The 21,917-nt window shown below is 70.3% G+C and carries 19 protein-coding genes; 6 read left to right on the forward strand and 13 right to left on the reverse strand.

Annotated elements, in window-relative coordinates:
• Nucleotides 1-13 precede the first annotated feature (13 nt).
• Both NR792_RS35110 and NR792_RS35115 read right to left on the reverse strand, forming a co-directional pair.
• On the reverse strand, nt 14-1,330 hold the full coding sequence (locus tag NR792_RS35110; protein WP_207051422.1) for a putative sensor domain DACNV-containing protein: 1,317 nt from the start codon (nt 1,328-1,330) through the stop codon (nt 14-16).
• Nucleotides 1,331-1,460: 130 nt separating this feature from the next.
• Nucleotides 1,461-1,763 (reverse strand): hypothetical protein, encoded by a 303-nt coding sequence (locus NR792_RS35115; protein WP_375757068.1) that lies wholly within the window; start codon nt 1,761-1,763, stop codon nt 1,461-1,463.
• 196 nt (nt 1,764-1,959) lie between these two features.
• Between NR792_RS35115 and NR792_RS35120 the strand changes: the two genes are divergently transcribed.
• The 3 genes from NR792_RS35120 to NR792_RS35130 all read left to right on the forward strand — a co-directional run bounded on the left by NR792_RS35120 (nt 1,960) and on the right by NR792_RS35130 (nt 5,055).
• Nucleotides 1,960-2,433, forward strand: coding sequence for a YqaA family protein (locus NR792_RS35120; protein WP_375757069.1), 474 nt, complete (start codon nt 1,960-1,962; stop codon nt 2,431-2,433).
• A gap of 178 nt (nt 2,434-2,611) precedes the next feature.
• Nucleotides 2,612-4,333 (forward strand): lamin tail domain-containing protein, encoded by a 1,722-nt coding sequence (locus NR792_RS35125; RefSeq protein WP_375757070.1) that lies wholly within the window; start codon nt 2,612-2,614, stop codon nt 4,331-4,333.
• Nucleotides 4,334-4,434: 101 nt separating this feature from the next.
• Nucleotides 4,435-5,055: a glutathione S-transferase family protein gene (locus tag NR792_RS35130; RefSeq protein WP_375757071.1), complete on the forward strand. Its 621-nt coding sequence runs from the start codon at nt 4,435-4,437 to the stop codon at nt 5,053-5,055.
• A gap of 63 nt (nt 5,056-5,118) precedes the next feature.
• On the opposite strand, the gene NR792_RS35135 is transcribed toward NR792_RS35130, so the two are convergent.
• The 8 genes from NR792_RS35135 to NR792_RS35170 form a co-directional block, all read right to left on the reverse strand.
• The gene (locus NR792_RS35135) at nt 5,119-6,774 is read right to left on the reverse strand and encodes a S28 family serine protease (RefSeq protein ID WP_375757072.1); all 1,656 of its coding nucleotides are present in this window, start codon (nt 6,772-6,774) and stop codon (nt 5,119-5,121) included.
• Nucleotides 6,775-6,851: 77 nt separating this feature from the next.
• Nucleotides 6,852-9,182, reverse strand: a complete 2,331-nt coding sequence (locus NR792_RS35140) for an Ig-like domain-containing protein (protein WP_375757073.1) — start codon at nt 9,180-9,182, stop codon at nt 6,852-6,854.
• Between the two features lie 26 nt (nt 9,183-9,208).
• Nucleotides 9,209-9,643, reverse strand: a complete 435-nt coding sequence (locus tag NR792_RS35145; protein WP_375757074.1) for a hypothetical protein — start codon at nt 9,641-9,643, stop codon at nt 9,209-9,211.
• Nucleotides 9,633-11,807: a hypothetical protein gene (locus NR792_RS35150; protein ID WP_375757075.1), complete on the reverse strand. Its 2,175-nt coding sequence runs from the start codon at nt 11,805-11,807 to the stop codon at nt 9,633-9,635. The genes NR792_RS35145 and NR792_RS35150 overlap by 11 nt, the downstream gene beginning before the upstream one ends.
• Entirely contained in the window at nt 11,794-12,129 is a 336-nt protein-coding gene (locus NR792_RS35155) for a c(7)-type cytochrome triheme domain-containing protein (protein WP_375757076.1), read from the reverse strand. The genes NR792_RS35150 and NR792_RS35155 overlap by 14 nt, the downstream gene beginning before the upstream one ends.
• Nucleotides 12,126-12,323: a hypothetical protein gene (locus tag NR792_RS35160; RefSeq protein WP_375757077.1), complete on the reverse strand. Its 198-nt coding sequence runs from the start codon at nt 12,321-12,323 to the stop codon at nt 12,126-12,128. The genes NR792_RS35155 and NR792_RS35160 overlap by 4 nt, the downstream gene beginning before the upstream one ends.
• On the reverse strand, nt 12,320-12,922 hold the full coding sequence (locus tag NR792_RS35165) for a NapC/NirT family cytochrome c (protein WP_375757078.1): 603 nt from the start codon (nt 12,920-12,922) through the stop codon (nt 12,320-12,322). Before NR792_RS35165 ends, NR792_RS35160 begins: the two co-directional genes overlap by 4 nt.
• Nucleotides 12,923-13,017: 95 nt before the next feature.
• The gene (locus NR792_RS35170; RefSeq protein ID WP_375757079.1) at nt 13,018-13,374 is read right to left on the reverse strand and encodes a hypothetical protein; all 357 of its coding nucleotides are present in this window, start codon (nt 13,372-13,374) and stop codon (nt 13,018-13,020) included.
• Between the two features lie 288 nt (nt 13,375-13,662).
• Between NR792_RS35170 and NR792_RS35175 the strand changes: the two genes are divergently transcribed.
• Entirely contained in the window at nt 13,663-15,846 is a 2,184-nt protein-coding gene (locus NR792_RS35175; RefSeq protein ID WP_375757080.1) for a peptidase, read from the forward strand.
• Between the two features lie 13 nt (nt 15,847-15,859).
• Here NR792_RS35175 and NR792_RS35180 read toward each other — a convergent pair whose 3' ends face one another.
• A complete protein-coding gene (locus NR792_RS35180; protein WP_375757081.1) occupies nt 15,860-17,035 on the reverse strand; it encodes an AI-2E family transporter in 1,176 nt (391 codons plus the stop codon).
• A 137-nt stretch (nt 17,036-17,172) separates the two neighbouring features.
• Here NR792_RS35180 and NR792_RS35185 point away from each other — a divergent pair, with 137 nt between their 5' ends.
• Nucleotides 17,173-17,589 (forward strand): DoxX family protein, encoded by a 417-nt coding sequence (locus NR792_RS35185; protein WP_375757082.1) that lies wholly within the window; start codon nt 17,173-17,175, stop codon nt 17,587-17,589.
• Nucleotides 17,590-17,600: 11 nt separating this feature from the next.
• Here the strand turns inward: NR792_RS35185 and NR792_RS35190 are convergent, their stop codons facing one another.
• The gene (locus NR792_RS35190; protein ID WP_375757083.1) at nt 17,601-18,884 is read right to left on the reverse strand and encodes a threonine/serine exporter ThrE family protein; all 1,284 of its coding nucleotides are present in this window, start codon (nt 18,882-18,884) and stop codon (nt 17,601-17,603) included.
• 138 nt (nt 18,885-19,022) lie between these two features.
• Here NR792_RS35190 and NR792_RS35195 point away from each other — a divergent pair, with 138 nt between their 5' ends.
• Entirely contained in the window at nt 19,023-19,814 is a 792-nt protein-coding gene (locus NR792_RS35195; protein WP_375757084.1) for a pseudouridine synthase, read from the forward strand.
• Nucleotides 19,815-19,950: 136 nt separating this feature from the next.
• Here NR792_RS35195 and NR792_RS35200 read toward each other — a convergent pair whose 3' ends face one another.
• Entirely contained in the window at nt 19,951-21,897 is a 1,947-nt protein-coding gene (locus tag NR792_RS35200) for a protein kinase (protein WP_375757085.1), read from the reverse strand.
• Nucleotides 21,898-21,917 lie beyond the last annotated feature (20 nt).

A 21,917-nucleotide genomic window follows, 5' to 3' on the forward strand; every position in this document is an offset into this window, starting at 1 on the left:
CGCCCCTGGCGCCTCAGTCCTCCGTCAGCAGGAGGCTCCAGAGCAGCACCTTCTTCTTGCCGGGCGGCCGGTGCAGGCAGCGGAGCGGGCCGTCCTGGGACGCCACGAACACGATGGCGCCCGAGTGCTGGTTGGCGAAGACGGCCGCGGCGCGGTGGCGTGAGCCGTGCTGGCTGATGGGGTAGTGCGGCCCGGGCCTTCCCTGGAGCGTGCGCGCCTCGAAGACCTGCGGCGGACCGCTTCGCGGGATGGCGATCTGATACCCCGCGCAGAGCACCTCCAGCTCCGGCCCCAGCACCAGCGCGTTGTCCACCGCGGTGAACTGCCCGATGCTCTCCACCAGCGCCTGGAAGTCGCTCTCCGTCGCCTTGTCGTCGTGCTCGGCGGCGGCCTTCTTCAGCTCCGGATCCTCTTCCTCTTCCGCCGCCTTGCCGGCCTCCGCCTGCCACGCGCCGTTGATGAGGTCCGCGCGCGCCTGCACGAAGCGCTGCAGCCGCTGACGCAAGAGCGAGCCCTGCTCCGGCGGCAACACGTACTTGCCTCGCGTGCGGAAGCGCTCCACGTCGTGCTGCTTGGGCAGGAGCGCGATGAGCCCCCCGTGATGCAGCCCCGCCATCTTCCGGATGAGCCCCTGCACCGCGTTGGACACGTACCACTCGCGGTTGCCGCCCATCAGCGGCTGCACCTTCGGCAGGGACTCCACCAGCGTGGAGCACATCTCCATCAGCGCCGCGCGCACCGCGCTGTCCTCGTGGAAGAGCAGGTCGTGCAACGCCACGCGCCGGCCCGGCGGGACCGGCGCGCCCTGCTCGTAGCGGAACACCTCGCGCCCCTGCGTGCTCACCACCAGGTGGCCCGGCTCCGGCGCGTGGAGGATGAAGACGTCCTCCTCGCCCTCGGCGTGGAACTCCGTGTACTCCACCCGGCGCGCCAGCCCCTGGATGCGCAGCTTGCCCTCGCGCGGCCCCACCACCACCGCCGTGCGCGGCAGGTGCGCCGCGGGCGCCAGCTTCACCAGCGCCTCCACGCTGAAGTCGGTGATGCTCGACTTGGGCTCCAGGGGCAGCGTCTCCCACGCCTGCCGCTTGCCCTTCTGTCCACCGACGTAGACCGTCTCGCGCACCGCCTGCAGGCCCTGCAACCCCTGCGCGTGGTAGGCGATGCGCACGCGCGTGGCCTCGCCTTCCTCCCGGCCCAGGCTCGCGAAGAACACCGTGTCCGCCAGGACCACCAGGAGCTTCAACGTCGGCTCGGCCAGCGGTGTCTTGGCGAACTGGCGCAGCCAGCTGCGCAGGGCTTCTCCGGGATATTGCAGGCCGGGTTCATCCATCGGGCGGGCAGCATAATCACGGCGCCGCGCTTCCCGGAGGAAGTCACGCGCGCGCCGCGATGCGGCGTCCGGTTCCCAGCGTGAACCCGGCCTGTAGCACCGCCGAGCCCTGACGCCACCTCCTCGCCGCCTACTCTTCGATGAGCGGCTGGAGCGTGCCGAACCGCTCCAGGCCCTGGTCCATCGCGGAGCGCACCGCGTGCAGCAGGGCGCCGTCCGACAGCCGGCGCACCAGGACGATGCCGGGCGCCACGTAGGACGGCGCACTCCCCAGCCGCGCCTCCAGTGCCTCCAGGGTGAGCACGGTGAGGACGAAGCTGCGCCCGTCGCGCAGCCGCACCACCAGGTCCCGGGAGCCCTCGAAGTGCAGCGCCGGGGGCTCCGCGACGAGCAGGGAGGCGATCCGCTCATCCTCGGTGTCGATGGACCGCATGCCTGACCGTTCGCGCGTCGAGCGTCGCATGGCGGGGACGATGGGGACCCCCACTCGCGTCTACAACCCGTGCCGCCGGGAGGGCCCCGTCGCCGGACAGCCCCAGACCCCGGGGGACGGGGCTGGCGAGCAAGGAAGGGAGCGACACGCCGGACAAGACGCGCGCCCCGGACCGGGTGTATGGCCCAGGCCTCCCATGCCCGCCGAGCCGTCCACCCTGTCCGCCTGGGGCCTTCCCGGGATGTTCTTCGTCGCCATGCTGGCGGGCTCCGTGGTGCCGGTGCCCTCCGAGGCGATGCTCGCCGCCCTCATCTACAACGGCACACCGCCGGTGATGGCCACCGTCGTCGCCACCGTGGGCAACGTGCTGGGGGCGCTGACGCTCTACATCCTCGGGCAGTGGGTGTCTCGCGGCGGTGGCGGGGCCCTGGGCCGCTGGGTGGCGCGCCGCCGGGAGAAGGAGGGCCCCCGCATGGCGCGGGTCGAAGCGAACCTCCGCACCTGGGGTGCGCCTGCCCTGCTCATGGCGTGGCTGCCCATCCTGGGGGACGCGTTCGTGCTCGCGGGCGGCTTCGTGGGCGTGCGCCCCTTGCCCTTCGTCGTCTTCGTCACCCTGGGTAAAGGTTTGCGCTACGCCTTCGTCGCGCTGTCCACCACGGCCGCGATGTAACAATGCGTAACATTGCGCGTCCCCGACGGGCGGGATGCGCCACTCACGCAACGTTTCAAAGAATGTGACGGATAAACGGCGGAGGCGTCGTGTACGCGGAATACTGCGTCCGCGGCGCTGCCGTGACGTCCTTCAACCTCCATGGCTCCCGGGTTCACCGGGAGCAGGGTGAAACATCGTGAGCCTGAAACAAGACCTCTTCCGGCGGCCTGCTGTCTCCTGGCGTACGTGGTCCTTCACGCTGGTGTGCGCGGCGCTCAGCGCGTGCGGTGGCTCCGTGGACGCGGAAGCGGAGACGGCGACGCCGGAGCTCGCGGCGCGCGAGGACTCGCTGGCGAACGTGCGGCTGCGCCTGATGGCGGCGAACATCACCAGCGGCACGGGGCAGGACTACAACCCGGGCCACGGCATCCGCATCTTCCAGGGCACCGACGCCGACATCGTGATGATTCAAGAGTTCAACTACGGGTCGGACTCCGCGGCGGACATCCGCGCCTTCGTGGACACCGCCTTCGGCACGGGCTTCTCGTACTACCGCGAGGCCGGCGCGCAGATTCCGAACGGCATCATCAGCCGCTACCCCATCATCGCCGCGGGTGAGTGGGACGACACGCAGGTGTCCAACCGCGACTTCGCGTGGGCGCGCATCGACATCCCGGGCCCCAAGGACCTGTGGGCCATCAGCGTGCACCTGCTGACGACCAGCTCCGGCACGCGCAACACGGAGGCCTCCAACCTGGTGAAGTTCATCAACGCCAACGTGCCCGCCAGCGACTACCTGGTGATTGGCGGCGACTTCAACACCAACAGCCGCAGCGAGGCGACCTTCAGCACCTTCTCCAGCGTGGTGTCCACGGCGTCGCCGTACCCGGCGGACCGCAACGGCAACACCAACACCAACGCGGGCCGCAACTCGCCGTACGACCACGTGCTGGTGGACAACGACCTGCGCGCCTACCAGACGGCGGTCGTCATCGGCTCCAGCACCTTCGCCAACGGCCTGGTGGCGGACACGCGCGTGTACTCGCCCATCTCCGAAATCTCCCCGGCGGTGTCGGGCGACAGCGGCGCGTCCGGCATGCAGCACATGGGCGTCATCAAGGACTTCCTCATCCCGGGGGACGGCACCGCGTCCTCCTCCGTGACGGTGCTGTCGCCCAACGGCGGTGAGAGCTGGGTGGGCGGCTCTTCGCACACCATCACCTGGACGGCGTCCGGCGTCACCAACGTGAAGGTGGAGTACTCGCTGAACGGCTCCACCTGGACGACGGTGACGTCCAGCACGGGCGCGTCCGGCGGCAGCGTGGCGTGGACGGTGCCCGGCACCGCCAGCACCAACGCGTGGGTGCGCGTGAGCGACGCGAGCAACACCGCCGTCAGCGACCTGTCCAACGCGGCCTTCGCCATCACCACGGGCAGCTCCGGCGGCACGGGCAACGTGTTCATCAACGAGGTGCTGATCAACGAGCCGGGCTCTGACGTGAACGGCGAGTTCGTGGAGCTGGTCAACAGCGGCACCGCGGCGGTGGACCTGAGCGGCTGGACGGTGTCGGACAGCACGGGCGTGCGCCACACCTTCGCCAGCGGCACGTCCGTGGCGGCGGGCAAGGCGGTGGTGGTGTTCGGCGGCGCGTCCGGCATCCCGTCCGGGACGACGGGCGCGGTGGCCGCGTCCACGGGCACGCTGGGCCTGGGCAACAGCGGTGACACCGTCACGCTGAAGAACAGCGCGGGCACGGCGGTGGATACGGCGACCTTCGCCTCGTCGCTCGCGGGCACGGACGGCGTGTCCGCCAACCGCAGCCCGGATGCGTCCTCCACGGGCGGCTTCGTGCTGCACACGGGCGTGTCCAGCCTGGGCAGCTCGCCCGGCAAGCGCGCCAGCGGCACCGCGTTCTAGTGCTGAACACCGCGCCTCCGGACCGTGCGGGTCCGGAGGCGCGACCTGGGAGAGTGTGCCCCATTGCGTCCCGCTGGCAGGACGCGAGGAGCCCGCTCACCATGCTGAAGGTCCACCACCTCTCCGAATCCCGCTCGCAGCGCATCCTCTGGCTCCTGGAGGAGCTGGGGCTCGACTACGAGGTCGTCCGCTACGAGCGCGACCCGAAGACGGGGTTCGCCCCGCCGGAGCTCAAGGCCATCCACCCGCTGGGCAAGTCGCCGCTGGTGGAGGACGGGGGCCGGGTGCTGGCGGAGTCCGGCGCCATCATCGAGACGCTGATCCGCAGGTACGGCCAGGGCCGGCTTTCGCCCGCGTCGGAGGACCTGGACGCGTACACGCACTTCCTGCACTACGCGGAGGGCTCCGCGATGCTGCCCATCGTGCAACTGCTCTACGTGAAGCGGCTGGGGGAGGCCGCGGCGCCCATCAAGCCGCGCATCGACTCCGAGCTGAGGAACCACCTGGGCTACCTGGAGGGCGTGCTCCAGGGCCGCGAGTACCTGGTGGGCGGTTCGCTGACGGGCGCGGACATCCAGCTCTCCTTCGTGCTGGAGGCGGCGAAGTCCTTCCGGCTGCTCGGGGACCTTCCGAACCTCACGGCCTACCTCGACCGGCTCCACGCGCGCCCCGCGTACCAGCGGGCCCTGGAGCGGGGCGGGCCGTACAAGATGGGCCGCTGAAACGACGACGGGCCGCCCCGGGGTGCCCCCCGGGACGGCCCGCGAACCTGTCCGACAGTCGGACTAGTTCCGCGACGCCTCGCGCAGGCGGGGCGGCACGTGGGGCCCGAAGACGGGCGGCTCCTCTGACTGCACGAACCTGGGGGCGCGCTTCAGGCCGGGGGAGACGCCCATCCAGCGGTTGAGGGTGGCCTTCGCTTCGGCCTGCGGGGCCGCCGGGAGCTGGCTGATGCGCGAGCCGTGGTTTCCGCCCGCCACCGAGTACAGGTAGGAGTCCTGCGCGTTGCCCAACGCGTAGGCCGCCGCCGTCCAGGGGTCGTGGCTGCCGTAGATGAACATCAGGCGCTGTCCCTGCGTGGACACCCAGTCCTGGATCTCCGGCATGGCCTGCGGACGGAACACGTACGGGATGCCGGGCGGCGAGTACACCTCACCGGTGTCGGTGTCCGGGAAGCGGATGAGCGCGCCCAGGTGCTTCTCGTAGGGCTGGGGCCAGCCCAGCTCCACCGCGGCCTGGTAGTAGTAGGCGGCGTACGGCTGGAGGCCCTGGTCCGAGAAGGAGTTCATGCCCACCTGGCGGTCCATCGCGTCGAACAGCTCCTGGTCCGTCGCGGTGGGGTCGGGGATGTTCTGGGCGCAGCGCGACGCGACGTCGTACTGCCAGAAGGCGAAGTAGGTCTCGATGGCGGCGTGCTCCAGCGCCAGCTCCCGGCCCAGCTGCGAGTACGACAGTTCGTTCTCCAGGGCGTAGGCGTCCACGAGGGACAGCATCTGGTCCCGGCGCGAGAGCACCTCACGCTGGAAGGCCCACAGCCGCTCGCGGCAGGCGAGCTGCGCGTCCCCGCCCACGCCGTCCTGGAACGTCACGAAGCGCTCGTCGTTGCGCTTCGCGATGGGCGCCACGTACGCCACGGTGGCGTCCACGTCGTCCGGGTAGAAGCGGCGGAAGAACACCACCGTCTCGCCACCCTTGCTGCCGCCGGTGGACACCCACTTGCCGGTGTAGATGGGCTTGAGCGCCTGGGTGAGGCGGTGGAAGTCATCCGCGGACTGGCGGATGGTGAGGTGGCTCCAGTCCGCGGGGGACGGGATGCTGGGCGGGAAGAAGCGGTGCTCCACGGCGAGCTGGTTCGCGGACAAAAGCTGCGTGGGCTCCGTGCGGCCGGTGCCCGTGGAGACGTTGTAGCCGCTCGTGGAGAGCACCATCGGGCTGGCGTCCGCCTTGTGCAGCAGCGTCACGCGCTGCTCGAAGCGCTGGCACTCCGGGTGGGCGTGGTCCGACGGCTGGTTGTACCGCAGGATGAAGAACCGGTAGCCCGCGGGCACGTTCGCGCCGCTGGGGTTCTCCTGCACGGTGAGGCCCGGGATGGCCTGCAGCCGGACGAGGATGTCCCGCGACGTGTCCTGGATGATGCTCAGGTCCGGAGTCGCGTCGACCCAGCCGCTCGGGGTGCACGCCACCGTGCCGCCGTCGGTGCCCGCATCGGCGCTGGTGCCCGCATCCGGGTCGGTGCCCGCATCGGCGTCCGTACCCGCGTCGGTGTCGGTGCCCGCATCCGAGCCGGCGTCCACGGTCTGGGTGCCACCGTCTGGACGCGGATCGTCCGGGTCGTCACCACATGCGACCGGGCCGCCGAGCAGGGCGAGCAGGGGGACGAGCAATGCCCAACGGCCAATGCGTGCCGCGTGAGAGGGCTGGAAGAGCAAGAAGGGCTTCATGGGTCCGCGTTCCTCGGCAGCCGTCGCGCACTGGGCCTGTCCCGGCGCGCGACGGTGCTTCCGCGCGGATTCCACCCTCAAGGGCGGAGCATGTTCAAGGGGGCCGCCCCGGTGAGGTCCTCCACGCTGTCGTGGAGGAGCTGCCCGATGTAGTTGAAGTTGTGGGCCCAGGCGCCCGGGTCCTTCTTGCTCAGCTGGTAGTTGTGCGCTGCCTTCACGAGCGCCGGCGTGAACGGCGCGAACGCGTTGGCGGAGACGGACTCGGTGGCGCCGCAGGTGCCGTCCTTGTCCGTGTCCTTGAAGAAGTACGGATTGACGTCGCCGTTGTAGCAGAGGCCATTCCCCGTCACCCCGCGCATGGCGGTCAGCAGGCGCGCGGCCATCCCCTCCACCTCCGCCTTCAGGGACTCGGCCGTGTTCCCATCTCCGTCGTAGTCCGACACGTGGACGACCCGGAGCTGCGCCGCCTCGGTCTGGTCCGCGTGGCACGTCCTGCAGCGCTCGCCCCACACGTCCTGGATGCGGAAGGTGTGGTTGCTCTTGCCGGGGACGTGGCAGCTGGTGCACTGCACCCCGCCCATGTGCGTGAGCCGGCCGGCGTAGGTCTTGTTGGGGTACTCGTAGCCAATCCGGACCAGCGTCCCTTCGCGCGTCCCCGCGGCCGGCAGGTAGTGCACGTTCTGGAAGCGCGGCGTGCCCCCCGCGGCCAGCGCCGTGTCGAGGGTGGCCTTGGACGCACGGCCGATGTGGCAGTTGGCGCAGAGGTTGTCCTGGCCCGGCAGGTTCACCGTCTTGCCGTCCGGCAGCCACGTCTGGGCGGGGACGAAGACGTCGTAGTCCGGCTCGAAGTTCTCGTGGCAGGTGGAGCACTCCAGGCCGTTGGCGGTCTCCGGCACCTGCTGGCCGACTCCGTACTGGACGAAGAAGCGGTAGCCCTGCGCGCCGCTGTGGCAGCGCGAGCAGCTGGCCTGGACGGTCTCACTGGTGTCCCAGTTGCGCGCCGCCTTGCTGGCGCCGTTGAAGTGGCCCGGGTCGTTGCGCACCAGCAGGGACGTGTCGAAGGGGACGCTCAGCGCCTTGTTCATCGACTGGGTCGAGTCATGCAGCAGCTGGAGGATGTACTTCGCGTTGTGCGCGAACGCGCCCGGGTCCACCCGGGACAGCTGGTAGTTGTAGGCCGCCTTCTGCAGGCGCGGGGTCCAGCTGGCGTACGCGTTGGTGGCGACGGACTCGGCCTGAGCGCACGTCCCGTCCCCGTCGGTGTCCCGGAACCAGTAGGGGTGGGTGTTGCCGTAGCAGAGGGGCTGGGCCCGCTCCGCGCCGTAGCGCTGGATGGCGGCCAGCAGCCGGTCCCGCAGGCCCTGGATCTCATGGTAGATGCCCTCGGCGCGGTTCTTGTCCCCGTCGTAGTCCTGATTGCGCGAGGCAATCTGCCGGATGTCCCAGGCCTTCGTGACGTCGGTCACGCCGGGGTGGCAGGTGGCGCAGGCGTCCCACCGGACCCGCGTGCTGTGCGGCTCATGGCACTCGTTGCACTTGTCGAAGCCAGGCACGTGGCGGAAGCGCGAGTCGTAGACCTGGTCCGCGTACTGGTAGCCGCCCGCGGCCTGGCTGGCGAAGAGCGTCGCGCCCGCGGGGTAGTAATGGATGTTGGTGAAGCCCAGGGCCGGCGAAGTCGTGTCCTCGCCCACCACGCCCGCGTCCGCGACCTGCGCGTCGAGGTCCTTCCCCGAGGCGCGCCCCTGGTGGCACACCACGCACCGGGCCTCCGGGCCCAGGCCGGTGACCTTCTTGCCCGAGGGGAAGGTGACCGAGGTCAGGCTGGCGGCGGCGCTGTCGTGGCACGTCTCGCAGCGGACCACCGACTGTGTCGGGGCGGGGGCATCCACCCTGCCCGCGGTGGACCCGTCGCCGCCCAGGAAGTCGATGTAGCCCTCGGAGCTGTGGCACCGCGCGCAGCTGGTGGGCACGAGGCCGTCCTTGTTCCAGTGGGAGAAGGCCTCGGCGGTGGTGTCCGCATGCGGCGAGCCCGACCAGGCGAGGAAGTAGGGCACCTGGCTGGGGTCGACGCCGGCGTCGCCCGCGAGGGCGCCCATCACCACCATCACGTGGCGCGCTTCCAGCCTGGACTTCGTGCCGGTGACCTTGATGGCCGTCTCTCCCGCGCCCACGCCGGTCACCTGCCCGGCGGCGTCCACGGTCGCGATGGCCGGGTTCTCACTCTCCCAGCGATAGCCGTCATCGGTGGCCTCGCGCGTGGTGGCGGTGAGCTGGAGCGTCTGGCCCACGAGCACCGCGTGCGGACCGTCGGTGACGATCTCCGGGTGGGGGGTCTCCAGCCTGGCGCAGGCACTCAGCGCCAGGGCCAGCAGCAGCGGCCCGGCCAGGAGCAGGGGGGAGCGGTTCATGGGGGCCTTCCCGGCAATGAAAGACATCATGGTTGAGCGCCTCCGGAGATCCAGGACAGGAGGGTCTGGTACTCCGGGGTGTCCGCTCCGTAGATGGCCCCGCCGCCGTGGCCCGCGCCCGCGGCCTTGCGCAGCAGCCGGCTGGCGGAGGGATTGGCGCTGTCCGTCAGGGCGCTCGCCGCCGCGTAGTCCGCGTCGGACTCGCCTGTCAGCAGGAAGGACGTGGAGCCCGCGGACCCTCCGCTGCGATGGCAGCTCTGGCAGCCGGTGGTGAGGAGCGGATGGACGTCGGTTTCGAAGGACACCGCGTCGCCGCCATCCCCGTTGCCACCGCCGTCGACGGGCGTGACACCGGCGTCGGCGGCGGCCGGGCCCCGCTCGAAGTCCGCGCAGCCCACGAGCAGCGCGACCGCCGCCGTGAGGACCGCGGCCAGGGGCTGGATGCGGGAATCAGAACTCATACGCCACCACCAGCCGGGTGAAGTCGTCCGGCGTCTCGTCTGTCTTCTCCAGGTTCCAGTACTGGAAGAGGCCGGCGCTCAGGCCGCGCCACCGGGCCATCACGCCCACGTTGTGGCTGGAGCCGTCCTCCCGGGTGAGCGCGTTCTCATCCAGGATGAGCCCCCGCCGGTTCCCGAAGGTGCGCAGCCCCTGCCGGTACTGGACGTAGAGCCAGTCCGTGGGGTGGTAGCGCAGCTGCAGGTAGCTGGCGAAGTGGTAGGAGTCCGCGCCCGGCCCGCCGTAGCCCTGGGCCTCGCCTCCGGAGACATCCGCGCGCAGCAGCCCGGCGCCCAGGGAGAAGTGCTCCAGCACCGGGAGCCCGCGCGGACGCCACACGGCCACGTCCAGCGCCTGGAGGAACAGGCGGCGGCCGAACCCCAGTGAATTGAAGTACGGCGAGTACCAGAGGTTGATGGGTCCCCACGCCGCGCCCAGCCTCGCCCCGACGCCCAGGCGGGTGTCCTCCAGCGGTGCCAGGTCCGACTGGAGGTTGAGCACCGCGTCCGCGCGCTTCAGCCGGTAGCCGGAGATGACGTAGGCGTCGCCGGAGAAGGCGAGGGGCCCCAGGCGGCGCTCCACGTTCACCGTGAGCCCCTCCCGGGCGAACACGACGGGGAGCACCCGCTGGTCGAAGCCGGCGAGCCCGCCGTAGCTGTGGTGGAAGAGCGGATCCCCGCCGAAGGGCACCAGCACCTTGCCCCCCTTGGCGAACACCTTCACCGGCCAGGAGCCGCCACTGACGCGGTAGCCCACCTCCCAGAACTGCAACGACAGCACCTCCAGGGTGAGGGTCACCGGATCTTCCGCGGACTGGCGCGTCAGGAAGAGGAAGTGGTGGTAGCTGCGCAGCGCGCTCCCGCCCTCCGACTTGAAGGGATGGTCGTTGTAGTTGACGCGCTCGTAGTTGAGGTCGAAGCGCCCGTTCAGGCTCAGCGAGCCGAGCACCGGGAAGGTCCCCAGCGGCACGCCGGCATGCGGATGCGGGCCCGCCGGGACCGGAGGCCCGGCGGGGGCGGGCGCGGAGGGCGTGGGCGCGGCGGTGGCCACGGGGGCGCTCGCGGTGGCGGGTGGGGCGGCTCCCGACGCTCCCGTGTCAATCCACCGGGCCAGGAGCGCCAGCTGCGTGCTGCCCGGCTCCCACACCGCGCCGCCCGGATGCGAGTCCCCCTTCGCACGCTGGTACAGGGGGCTGTTGGCGGCGTCACCGGGCACCACCAGGGGCGTCACCGAGCGCAGGTGCGCGTCCGGAGCCGTGTGGGTGACGTAGCGGCTGGCGCCGGCCATCCCGTCGGCGGCGTGACAGCTGGCGCAGTCCGCCAGCAGCACCTCGTGGACCTGGGGCGCGAAGCGCGGCGCGGCGGGGGCCTCCTTGGAGGGCACCGGGGTTGGCGGCGGGCTGGCGCTCGCGTCACCAGAGGGCGTGGTGGGCGCCGGGCTGGACGCGGAAGGCGCCGTGGGGAGCGAACCCGAGTGCGCGGGCACGGGAGGCGCCGGGGTGGGCGCCGGGCGTGAGGCCGCGTGCGCGGACGCGACCGGCGCCGCCTGGGTTCCCCCCCGTGCCCTGCCGGGCGGGGCGCCCCCTTCAATCCACCGCAGGAGCGTCGCGTACTCCGCCGACTCCACCGCGAGGGACTTCTTGCCTCCGTGAAGCGAGGTCCCGGTGCCCTTCTTGAGCAGCGGGCTCTGGGCCGCGGCGGCGGGCTGCACGAAACGCACGGTGGCGTCGTAGTCCTCCGGCTCGCCCCGCAGCACCCAGCGGGTCCTGGACGCCATGCCCTCCGGACCGTGGCAGGACTTGCACGCCTTCTCCAGGATGGGCCGGGCGTCCTCCTCGAAGTCCGGCGTGCGCGGCCGGGCCGTGGCGGAAGGCATCCGGGCCGGTGGCGTGGCGGGGCTCCGGACGGCGCCCGGGGGGACGACAGGCGACGGCGCTCCCGGGGCGGCGACGCCCGCGTCGGGCGCCGCCTGTGACTGCCCGGGGGACGCGGGCGCGGGCTGGATGCCCAGCCGCTCCTGGAGCTGCCGCCGCTTCTCCTCCTGCGACTGCGCCCGCGCGGCGCCGGGGACGGCCAGCACCCACGCGCAGACGAGCAGCAGCCAGGACGTCCGCTCAGCGGCGCGCATGGCACGCCTCGCAGTCCATGGACGTCTGGGCCCTGGCGGCCCGCCCATCATGGCAGCTCCCGCAGTAGCGGCCCTCTCGCATGTCCTGGTGCGTGAAGCCCAGCGGGGCCTGCGGGAACGTGCCGGGGTGGCAGCTGTAGCAGTGCATGGCGCCATGCCCCCAGTGTGAGAACAGTGCCGGAGCCGGCGCGGCGCGCGCCTTGAGCGGAGGCAGCCGGACGTCCTGCGGCGAGTTCACGGCGAAGATGGGCGTCGTGATGAGCAGGAGGAGGGCGAGCCCGGCCCGCCACCACCCCGTGCGCTGGGCGGGAGCGGCGCTCATAGGGCCTTCTGCTCCTTCAGGATTCGCCAGACCGTGATGGCGTAGAGGAGGATCCCCAGCAGGACCAGGGGCACGCCCACCGCGGTGGACACCACGAAGGCCAGCGGGGACCAGGCGAGGCGTGCGAACAGCTGGATGAGCAGCCCCGCCAGGACGAAGAGGGCCGCCACCCGGATGCGCTTTTCATGACTCATGGACGCTGTCGCTCCGGCAGCCAGAAGTTCTGGGCCTTCACGCCCTCCATGTCATGCGCGAGGTCGTGGCAGGTCAGGCACGAGCGTGCCCCGCTCTGGAGCTCCGCCTGGAGCTCCCGGTGCGACCCGACCTCCAGGTATCCGCGCGCATCGTTGTGGCAGTGGAGGCAGTTGTAATTGGGATACGGCTGATAGAGCCGGGGCTCCGGGGGGACGGTCCCGAAGTAATGGACCCAGACGTGTCGCAGGCCGTTGAGCTTGGCCTTCGCGTCTCCGAAGAGCGCGTAGTCCGTGTGGCAGGAGAAGCAGGTGGAGTCGCGGTTGATGAGCCGCTTCTGGTAGTGGACCGCGGCCAGGGCGTTGGGGTTGTCCACGAACAGGCTCTGCCCGTAGGGCTCCATCTCGTGACAGCCCATGCAGAACTGCGTCTGGCTCGACTCGCGCACGCCCACCGCGACGCCGGCCCCGCTGACGGCCAGCGGGAGCAGGGCCAACCCTCCGAGCAGCACCAGGCGCCCCACCCCGTTCGCGGTCAGATAGCCCGCGGCATAGGCAATCATCGCCACCATCGCGGCCACCGCGCCGAGCAGCACGATCATGAGCGTCGCCAGTGCAACCTCCTTGGGACCTGGAGCCCGATTCCAGTTTCATCAACGGGTGGCAATGACTGCAAGGAGTCTGTCTTCCGGCGGGCTCACTCCGCGCGAGCGCGGAGAGGCGGGAGGGGGATGGGCTCCACCGCCGCCGTCTGTCCATCCACGCGCAGGTCCAGGAGGGCGTGTCCCTCCGGCGACGCGTAGCGCAGCCACCAGGACGCGGCCCCCTGCTTCGCCATCACCAGCTCCAGGGCCGGCCCCTGGTTCCTCGCGTACGCGGCCCCCAGCCTCACTGCCTCCTCGTAACCGACGGTGAGCGCCACCGAGGTGGGCGGGGGCGGCAGGGGCGTGGAGCGCTCCGCTCGGGTCTCCCGCGCGGAGCCCGCGCAGCCCGAGGCGAGGAGCGCGGCGAGCAGGAGCCCGCGAGACGAGGGCAGGGAGGATGCGCGGGACATGGGCGTTGGCTCCAGCGAGCGGGAGGGGACTGCCTGACGGACTCCCGGCACTTCAAGCCTCATGCCGCCGCCAGGCCCTCCTCCTCGCGGTCCCCTCGGGCTGGGCACGGCCATGTCCGGCGGCGGAGGCTCAGGCGCAATCGTTGCGCGAGCGGGGCGGGCGCCGCGCATTTCCTGCCGTCCCCCGGGTGGGCTCTGTCCGGCGGTGAGGGGGGACTTCGGCGCGCGGCTTGAGTCCACCCCGCGCGCGCGGTAGCCACGTCCCGTCACGTCTCCCCGGAGCCCGCCATGAAGCCCCTGCTGCTGGCCGCCGTCCTCGCCGCCGCGCCCGCCACCCCGCCGAAGTCCCTGGCGCCCGACGCCGGGCCCGCGCAGGCCGCGCAGCCCACCCTCACCGTGCCCGGGGGGAAGTTCCTCCGCGCCCGCTCCGGCAACACCGCCGTCGCCCAGATGTTCGCGCCGGGCATCGCGGAGCTGTCCCTGGCGGAGAAGCGCGTGGCGTGGTCCCTCACGCTCGCGGCGCACGCGGGCGAGGACATCGCGTTGGATCAGCTCGGCTGGAAGCTGGTGCCGGCGAAGCAGCTCCTGGAGGGCGTGTGGCTCTTCGGCCGGGACGCACAGAGCGCCGCGTCCGGCTTCGACGCGAAGCTGGCGGACTACCTGCTGCGCTTCTACGGGCACGGCGGCAACCACGACAGCGCCACCGGCCAGAAGTTCGTCCCGGGCTTCACCGCGGAGCAGCTGGCCGCGGGCGCCTCGCGCGCGCTCAAGGCCGGCGCGCCCTGGTCCGTGAAGGACGACGCCGCGCTCCAGGCCTGGCTCCAGGACCTGAAGCCCACCCTCTTCGACGCGAGCTTCGAGCCGCAGCTCACCTCCAAGGCCCCGCCGCCGGGGCAGGACATCCTCACCGCGTCCTCCAACACCGCCTATGGCCCCGGCGTGACGGAGAAGGACCTGGCGGGCTTCAAGGAGAAGTACCCGCTCAACTCGCGCGTGGTGAAGCAGGACGGCAAGCTGGTGGAGCAGGTGTTCCGCGCGGGCACGCCGGACGGCAAGGTGAAGCCGGGCCTGTACGCGAAGGAGCTCTCGCGCGTCATCGCGCACCTCCAGGAGGCGATGAAGTCCGCGGAGCCCGCGCAGAAGGCCGCGCTGGGCAAGCTGGTGCGCTACTTCCAGACGGGCAGCCCGAAGGACTGGGACGCGTACAACATCGCGTGGCTCAAGGTGGATCCGAAGGTGGACGCCAACCTGGGCTTCATCGAGACGTACGTCGACCCGCGCGGCCACAAGGGCCAGTGGGAGGGGCTGATCAACTACCGCGACACGCAGGAGAACCAGATCATGGTGCTCATGGGCCAGAAGGCCCAGTACTTCGAGGACCGGCTGCCGTGGCCCCAGAAGTACCGCCGCAAGAAGGTCGCGCTGCCCGTCGCCAAGGCCATCAACCTCATCACGTCCCACCCGGAGCCGCCCGCGGGCATCAACCTGCCCAACGAGCAGCACATCCGGGAGAAGTACGGCAGCAAGAGCGTGATGATCACCAACGTCATGGACGCGGCCTCCGCCGTGACGCGGCTGCCCCTGGCGCTGGAGTTCTCCCGCACGGCGGAGGACCGCGAGCAGGCCCAGAAGTACTCCGTCACCGCGCGCAAGTGGCTGGTGGCCTTCCATGAGGTGCTGGGCCACGCCTCCGGCCAGGTGGACCCGAAGCTGAAGGGCCAGTCCCCGTCCGTCTTCCTCAAGGAGTACGACAACACGCTGGAGGAGGCGCGCGCGGACCTGGTCGCGCTGTGGCACGCGTTCGACCCGGCGCTCGCGGAGCTGTCCCCGGACCACGAGGCCATCGCGCGGCAGATGTACCGCGACTTCCTGGTGGAGGGGCTCACCAACCTGCGCCGGGTGGAGACGGGCAACGCGTTCGAGGAGGACCACCAGCGCGGCCACCACATGACGGTGACGTTCCTCACGGAGAAGGGCGTGGTGAAGCAGGTGTCGGAGAACGGCCGCACGTACCTGGTGGTTCCCGACTACGCGAAGATGCGCGAGGCGGTGGGCGAGCTGCTCTCCAGGCTCATGGTCATCAAGGCCACTGGCGACTACGAGGGCATCCGCGCGCTGGTGCGGGAGAAGGGCATCCACTTCGACCCGAAGCTGCGCGACGAGGTCGCCCGCCGGGTGAAGGCCGTGGACGTGCCCACGGTGCTGCTGCTCAACTCGCCGCGCGTGGTGCCGGTGCTGGACGCGAAGGGGGAGCTGGTGGACCTGAAGGAGGACACCACCCAGGCCTTCGTGGATCAGCACCTGGAGCGCAGCCTGCTGGGCCGGCTGTCTCCCTCCGAGGCCCGCCGCGTCGCCGCGAAGGTGGGCGGTTCTCCGGATGCCGTGCGCGAGGCGTTCCGGGAGCTGGGGCCCGAAACGGCTCCGGCGCCGTCCCCCAAGAAGGGAGCGGCGCCGGCGAAGGGCACGCCCTGACGCAAGCAGGCCGTCAGTGGTTGGACGGCGTGTCGGTTTCCTTCAGGGGCGCGCCGGACTCCGTGGTGAGCACGACGCGCTGGCTTCCCGGCTGCACCGGTCCGCCCGGGGTGGCCGGGTCGCCCAGCCGGGGGTTGGGCCGGCCGTAGTCGCGCTCGTAGATGCGCACCACGGAGAGGAAGAAGGCGACGATGAGGGGCCCCAGCAGCAGGCCCACCGTGCCGAACGCCGCGAGGCCGCCGAGCAGCGCGAAGAAGATGATGGCGCCGTGCTGGTTCATGCCCTTCTTGGCGAGCAGCGGCTTGACGACGTTGTCCACGAGCCCCACCACGACGACGCCCCAGATGGTCAGGAAGAGGGCCGCCCACGGGTGGCCGCTGAGGAACATCAGGCCCGCGGCGAAGAGCACCACCACCGCGGCGCCCACGGCGGGGATGAGGGCGAGGAAGAAGGTGAGGCCCGCGAAGAACAGCGGCGCGGGCACCCCCACGATGAGGAAGCCGATGAGCGCGGCCACGGCCTGGACGCCCGCGGTGGCCACGGTGGAGACGAGCACCGACACGGAGGTGTTCTTGAACTCGCGCAAGAGCTCCCGCGTCTGTCCGCGCCGGAGCGGCGACACGCTCTCAATCCACTGCACCAGCCGCGCGCCGTCGGTGAGGAAGAAGAAGAGCGCGATGAGCATCATCGTCGTCTGGAGGACGAGCGTGCCCGTGGCGGCCACCGCCCCCGTGACGGCCTTGGCGGCGGTGCCGCCCTGGGTCGTCACCTGCTCCTGGAGCTTCTGGTCGATCTGCTCCTGCTCCAGCGGGAGCCGCTCGATGAGCTTGCTCACCGGGCCCCGGATGCCGCTGGGCATCTTCTCCACCAGGCCGGTCATGCCGTCCTTCTGCACGGTCTGCGTGACGAAGCGCGCGCCCTCGGACACCTCCGCGACGACGAAGGCGGTGAGGCCGCCCAGGGGCACGAGCAGCGCCAGCAGGATGCCGGTGACGATGAAGCCCGCGGACACGTTGCCGTGGCCGCGCAGCCGCTTCCGCAGCCGGCTGTGCAGGCCGTAGAAGGTGCCCGCCAGCACCGCCGCCAGGAAGAACGCCTCCGCGAAGGGCCGGATGACCAGGCACAGGAGGAGGATGGACAGGAGGATGAGACCCACGAAGACGCGTCGCGCTACCTGATCGGAGGCCATGGCCTTGCAAATTTAGGGAGCCGGACCTGTCGGCGGGAGCCTGCCCGGCCGGGATGACGCGGGAACATTCCCTCGGGCCTGCCTGGTTGCCTGCTCACCGGACTTGGGAGCGGCGAAGGGGGCGGTAGAGTGCGCGCATGCCGCCCTTCGACTCCGCCCGCTTCACCCTCTGGCTCCCGCAGCTGCTGTGCGCCATCTTCCTGGCCATCCTCTTCCTCCAGTCCGGCCTGGACAAGGTCGTGGACTGGAAGGGCAACCTGGGGTGGCTGACGGGCCACTTCTCCAAGTCGCCCCTGAAGGGCGTGGTGACGCCGATGCTGGCGGTCATCACGCTGATGGAGGTGGCGTCCGGGGCGCTGAGCGCGGCGGGCGCGGTGGCGCTCTTGGTGAATGGCAGCCCGTTCCTCGCGTACCTGGGCGCGGTGCTCTCCGCGCTGTCGCTCTTGGCCCTCTTCTTCGGCCAGCGCATGGCGAAGGAGTACGCGGGCGCGGCGGTGCTGGTGCCGTACTTCGTGGTGACGCTCGCGGGCGTGTACCTGCTGCGCCTGACGTAGGGCCGGGAGCGCTACAGCACCTTGCGCGAGGGCATGATGGCGTTGGCGGACAGCAGGCCCGCCGCCAGCGCCACCGCGACCATCAGCATGGAGAAGGCCGTGTCCACGCCGGCCACCACGTCGCGCTCCAGCAGCGACGCGAGGCTGCGGAAGCCCACGCTGCCGGGCACGAGCAGCATCAGGCCCGGCACCACGGTGGTGACGGCGGGCCGGTTGCGCAGCCGCGCCAGCGCGTTGCTTCCCATGCCCAGCAGCAGCGCGCCCGCGAAGGCGCCCAGCTGGGGCCCCAAGAGCAGTGCTCCCAGGCGCGCGCCCATGAACGCCGCGGCGCCGGCCAGGGCAATCCATCCCCAGTCGCGCGGCCGGGCGCGGAAGAGCACCGCGATGGCGAAGCCCGCCACCACGAGCGCGACGACGGCCGCCCCCGGGGGCAGCACGGTGGGCAGGGGCGGCGTGGGCACGGGAGGCAGCACCGTGGCCACGCGGCTGCCCAGGGCCGCGCCGAAGCCCAGCTGGAGGAAGATGAGCGCGGCGTGGGTGAGGCGCGACGTGCCGGAGATGAGGTTGCGCGTGGCCACCTCGTTGACGGCGATGGTGAGCGTGAGACCGGGCAGCAGGACGATGAGGCCCGCGAGCGTGGCCACCTCGCCGTGCAGGGGGCCGAAGAAGTGGGCCGCGATGCCCGCGAACGCGGCGGACAGCACGGCCGCCACGGGCTCCAGCACCCGCGCGGTGGTGGGCTGCTTGCGCGTCAGCAGGTCCAGCGCGCCGATGGCCAGGCTGCTGAAGGCCGCGACGCCCATCTCCTTCCAGCCGCCGCCGAACAGCAGGGCCGCGGAGGCGCCCGCCAGCATCCAGCAGAGCAGCTGCAGGGCGGGGCCGTAGCGCGGCGGCCGGGCGAGGATGGCCTCCACGCGGGTGGCGCCCTCCGCCGGCGTGAGGCGTCCCTGGATGACGTCGTCCGCGAGCATGTCCAGGAGGATGAGGCGCTCCAGGTCCATGTCGCCGGGCTCCACGCGGATGAGGCTGGTGCGCAGGTCCTCGGGCGGGCCGAAGGAGGCGAAGATGGAGGTGGGCGTGGAGAAGAAGCGGGCCTCCAGGCCCAGCCGCTCGCTCACCCGCAGCATCAGCCCCTCCAGGCGGTGGGCGGGCGTGCCGTGGCGGTGCAGGGCCTGGCCCAGGCGCAGCACGAAGGCCACCGCGGGGCCGGGGGGAGGGGGCGCGAGCGCGGCGGCGAACTCGGGCGGCACATCAGCGGTTTCGGGGGGGCGCGTGGACACGACGGGCGCGCACATGCGCAGAGCCGCAGGGGCGAGTCAAACGGCATGGCGCCGCGCCGGAAGCCCTCCTGCTCGCTCCAATGTGCGGGGTGCTCGGGGAATCCCCAGGCGTGACACATCTGATACAGCAGGCGGGAACACGGGAGAGGACGCATGGCGCGCAAGCAACGGACGCCGCGATGGCTGGAGGCCGCGAGGCGCAGGGGAGCGGAAGCCCCCGCGGGCCCGGGCGCGGACTGGCTGGCACGAGCGCTGGGCCGGGCGGGCGTGCTGCCCCGGGCCGAAGCCGAGCAGGCGATCCGCGACGGCCGCGTGGAGGTGGACGGCCGGGTGGAGCGGGAGCCGTTCGCGCCGGTGGGGGAGGGGACGCGGGTGCGTGTGGACGGCGTGGAGCGCGCACTGCCGCGCCAGGTGCGCGTGTTGATGTTCCACAAGCCCGCGGGGCCGGTGGTGCACGGGTCGGATCCGGAAGGGGTGGGCACCGTCTTCGAAAGGCTGCGCGCGGTGCTGTCCCCGGAGCTTCAGGGCTTCGAGTGGTACGCGGTGGGCCGCTTGGACCGGGACACCACGGGGCTGCTGCTCTTCACCAACGACGAGCGGCTGGTGCGGCACGCGACGGCGCCACGGACGCATCTGCCCAAGCGGTACGTGGCGCGCGTGGAGGGCCAGCCCACGGAGGCGGCGCTCGCGCGGCTTCGAGAGGGATTGACGCTGGAGGACGGCCCCACGCGTCCGGCGGAAGCCACGCTCCGGGCGCCTGACGTGGTGGAGCTCACGCTCACGGAGGGCCGGCACCACCAGGTGAAGCGGATGCTCGCGACGGTGGGGCACCCGGTGCTCACGCTGCACCGTGAAGCGGTGGGGAGGCTGGTGCTGGACGTGGCGGAAGGGGCCTTCCGCGCGCTCACGGAGGTGGAGGTGGGGGAAGGGTTAGAGTTCCGGTGAGGAAAAGCCCAGCTTGGAAAGGGGCGGAGCCGAGGGCAGAGAGACGGCATCACCGTGGAAAGAACTCGTCACTGCACGGCGCTTTCCCAACAGGCTCTTCCACATGACGTTCTCAATGGGGATACGTCATTGCGAGTTACTGTCTGTTCTTCGTACGCGAGCGCGTGTCCTCCAGTTTTCCGCTATTGAGAAGACTCGCGATGTAGGATCGGTAGTAATGGCTGTCGGGTGCGGTCTTCAGGAAAAGCTTGTAGTACTCCTTGCTTCGGGAGAGATCGCCAACTTCGTAATAGAGAAAGCCCAGGTCTAGAGCGCAATCGTAGAACGTAGGGACGAGCGCGATACACTTCCGAGCTTTGATGATTGCTTCAGGGTATCTGCCGTTCAAATCCAACAACTGGGCCTGCTCATGAAGCTTGGTTGCTTCGTCGAAATCGGCAGCAGAGACTCCGCGGATTTGAGCCTGAGCTGATGCAGAGGGTTTCTTGGGTACGCGAAGGTGGTCGAGTTTAGCCTCGCGAGCGCTCAAGACCTGGATGACTCGGTCCCGTTCTGGGTAGCCGTCAGGCGTGAGGTGCACGAAAGTTTCGTAGTGGCGGTCGCTGTCGTCGAAATGACTGAGCCTGGCATGAACAAGTCCCAGGGCCAGATGACACTCTGGCGCCTGAGGGTGGTTTTTAAGGCAGCGTTCGGCCAGAACGAGCGCTTCGCTCAGCTTGCCGCTTTCCACCAAGCTCGAGACTTGCTCCGGAGTCTGGCCGACAGGCTCCGATTCAGGGCTTGATGCCGCAGCCGTGGGGTTGGGCTGGGCACTTGCCAGAGGTTGACTTGCACCCGAGTCAGGTGGGGATTCGTAGTCGAGAAACTCCATCTTCAACATGAGCCAGACACATGCGCCCACCACGTTCAGAAGGCCCACCACGAGCAGCCCATTGAGCAGGCGCTGTCCAGCGACCGTGGGAGCGGGCGGGGTAGGGGATTCATCTGTTTCGCTTTGGACTGGAGGCGTCACGGCCCGAAGACTCCGGGTCTCCCGGCCACTCGGGAGCGGAGTTGGAGTGGACTCCGCTGGCTCTTTGGATTCGCGCCATCCCTCCAGTTCCTCCTGGAACGAATTCGGGACGGACAATTCACGGCCGTCCTGGGCCAGGTCTTCCTTGAACAGCATCCGCAACAAGTGCGAGACGCTCATGGAGGAGAAACGAGGAAAGCTCGAATAGAGGAAGCTTGCTAGCGCATTCCCGAACATATGGCTGGACTCGAAGCGTTGCTCCCGGTCCAGGGTCAGTGCCTTGACGATGATGTCGTTCAGCGCTTTCGGCAGGTCTGGCCGCACTGTGATGGGGGCGGGAATTCGTTCGCTTCCCACGCGCATCATCACGACATGGGGAGGGCCATTGACTGGGAGTTGGCCGCACAGCAATTCGTAGAGTACGACGCCCGTGGCCCAGACGTCCGTACGCGCATCCACTTCTTCTCCACGCGCCTGTTCCGGAGAGAAGAAGAGGTATTTGCCTTTCACGATTCCCGGTGCCGTGTCGAAGCCGCGAATCCCTCTTGCCTTCGCGATGCCGAAGTCGACAATCTTGACTTGGCCTTCGTAGCTGACGAGGACATTGTCCGGAGAGATGTCTCGGTGGACGATGTCCAACGGTTGGCCGCTGTTGCTGGTACGGGTATGCGCGTAATGCAGCCCCCGGCACATCTCCCTGGCGATGAAGACCGCCACCGGGATGGGCAAGGCGGGCATGCCAGTTTTCACGGCCCTTTTGAGGATGCGGTGGAGCGGTTGGCCATCCACGAACTCCATGGCGAGGAAGTACTCGCCGTCCACCCGGCCGAAGTCGAAGACCTGCGCCACGTTGCCATGGGACAGCGTGGCGGAGATGCGCGCTTCACTGATGAACATGGAAGTGAAGGCTTCATTGTTGGCGTATTGTGGCAGGACCTTCTTGATGAGGACCGGCTTGGTGACGCCCGCATCGCCTACCAACTGGGCGCGCCACGTCTCCGCCATGCCGCCCCGGCCCAGCCAGGACACCAGCTCATACCGCCCGAAGACGTCGCCCGCTCGAAGTGCCATGGGTGGGGCATCTTAAGCCC

This window comes from Corallococcus exercitus (assembly GCF_042231735.1).
Lineage (GTDB): Bacteria > Myxococcota > Myxococcia > Myxococcales > Myxococcaceae > Corallococcus > Corallococcus exercitus_B.

Coding starts and splice junctions, on each gene's coding strand:
- NR792_RS35185 (WP_375757082.1), top strand. CDS start 17,173: ATGCCGCCCTTCGACTCCGCCCGCTTCACCCTCTGGCTCCCGCAGCTG.
- NR792_RS35160 (WP_375757077.1), bottom strand. CDS start 12,323: ATGAGTCATGAAAAGCGCATCCGGGTGGCGGCCCTCTTCGTCCTGGCG.
- NR792_RS35130 (WP_375757071.1), top strand. CDS start 4,435: ATGCTGAAGGTCCACCACCTCTCCGAATCCCGCTCGCAGCGCATCCTC.
- NR792_RS35180 (WP_375757081.1), bottom strand. CDS start 17,035: ATGGCCTCCGATCAGGTAGCGCGACGCGTCTTCGTGGGTCTCATCCTC.
- NR792_RS35170 (WP_375757079.1), bottom strand. CDS start 13,374: ATGTCCCGCGCATCCTCCCTGCCCTCGTCTCGCGGGCTCCTGCTCGCC.
- NR792_RS35115 (WP_375757068.1), bottom strand. CDS start 1,763: ATGCGGTCCATCGACACCGAGGATGAGCGGATCGCCTCCCTGCTCGTC.
- NR792_RS35140 (WP_375757073.1), bottom strand. CDS start 9,182: ATGAACCGCTCCCCCCTGCTCCTGGCCGGGCCGCTGCTGCTGGCCCTG.
- NR792_RS35165 (WP_375757078.1), bottom strand. CDS start 12,922: ATGATCGTGCTGCTCGGCGCGGTGGCCGCGATGGTGGCGATGATTGCC.
- NR792_RS35150 (WP_375757075.1), bottom strand. CDS start 11,807: ATGCGCGCCGCTGAGCGGACGTCCTGGCTGCTGCTCGTCTGCGCGTGG.
- NR792_RS35120 (WP_375757069.1), top strand. CDS start 1,960: ATGCCCGCCGAGCCGTCCACCCTGTCCGCCTGGGGCCTTCCCGGGATG.
- NR792_RS35200 (WP_375757085.1), bottom strand. CDS start 21,897: ATGGCACTTCGAGCGGGCGACGTCTTCGGGCGGTATGAGCTGGTGTCC.
- NR792_RS35110 (WP_207051422.1), bottom strand. CDS start 1,330: ATGGATGAACCCGGCCTGCAATATCCCGGAGAAGCCCTGCGCAGCTGG.
- NR792_RS35190 (WP_375757083.1), bottom strand. CDS start 18,884: ATGTGCGCGCCCGTCGTGTCCACGCGCCCCCCCGAAACCGCTGATGTG.
- NR792_RS35135 (WP_375757072.1), bottom strand. CDS start 6,774: ATGAAGCCCTTCTTGCTCTTCCAGCCCTCTCACGCGGCACGCATTGGC.
- NR792_RS35145 (WP_375757074.1), bottom strand. CDS start 9,643: ATGAGTTCTGATTCCCGCATCCAGCCCCTGGCCGCGGTCCTCACGGCG.
- NR792_RS35155 (WP_375757076.1), bottom strand. CDS start 12,129: ATGAGCGCCGCTCCCGCCCAGCGCACGGGGTGGTGGCGGGCCGGGCTC.
- NR792_RS35175 (WP_375757080.1), top strand. CDS start 13,663: ATGAAGCCCCTGCTGCTGGCCGCCGTCCTCGCCGCCGCGCCCGCCACC.
- NR792_RS35195 (WP_375757084.1), top strand. CDS start 19,023: ATGGCGCGCAAGCAACGGACGCCGCGATGGCTGGAGGCCGCGAGGCGC.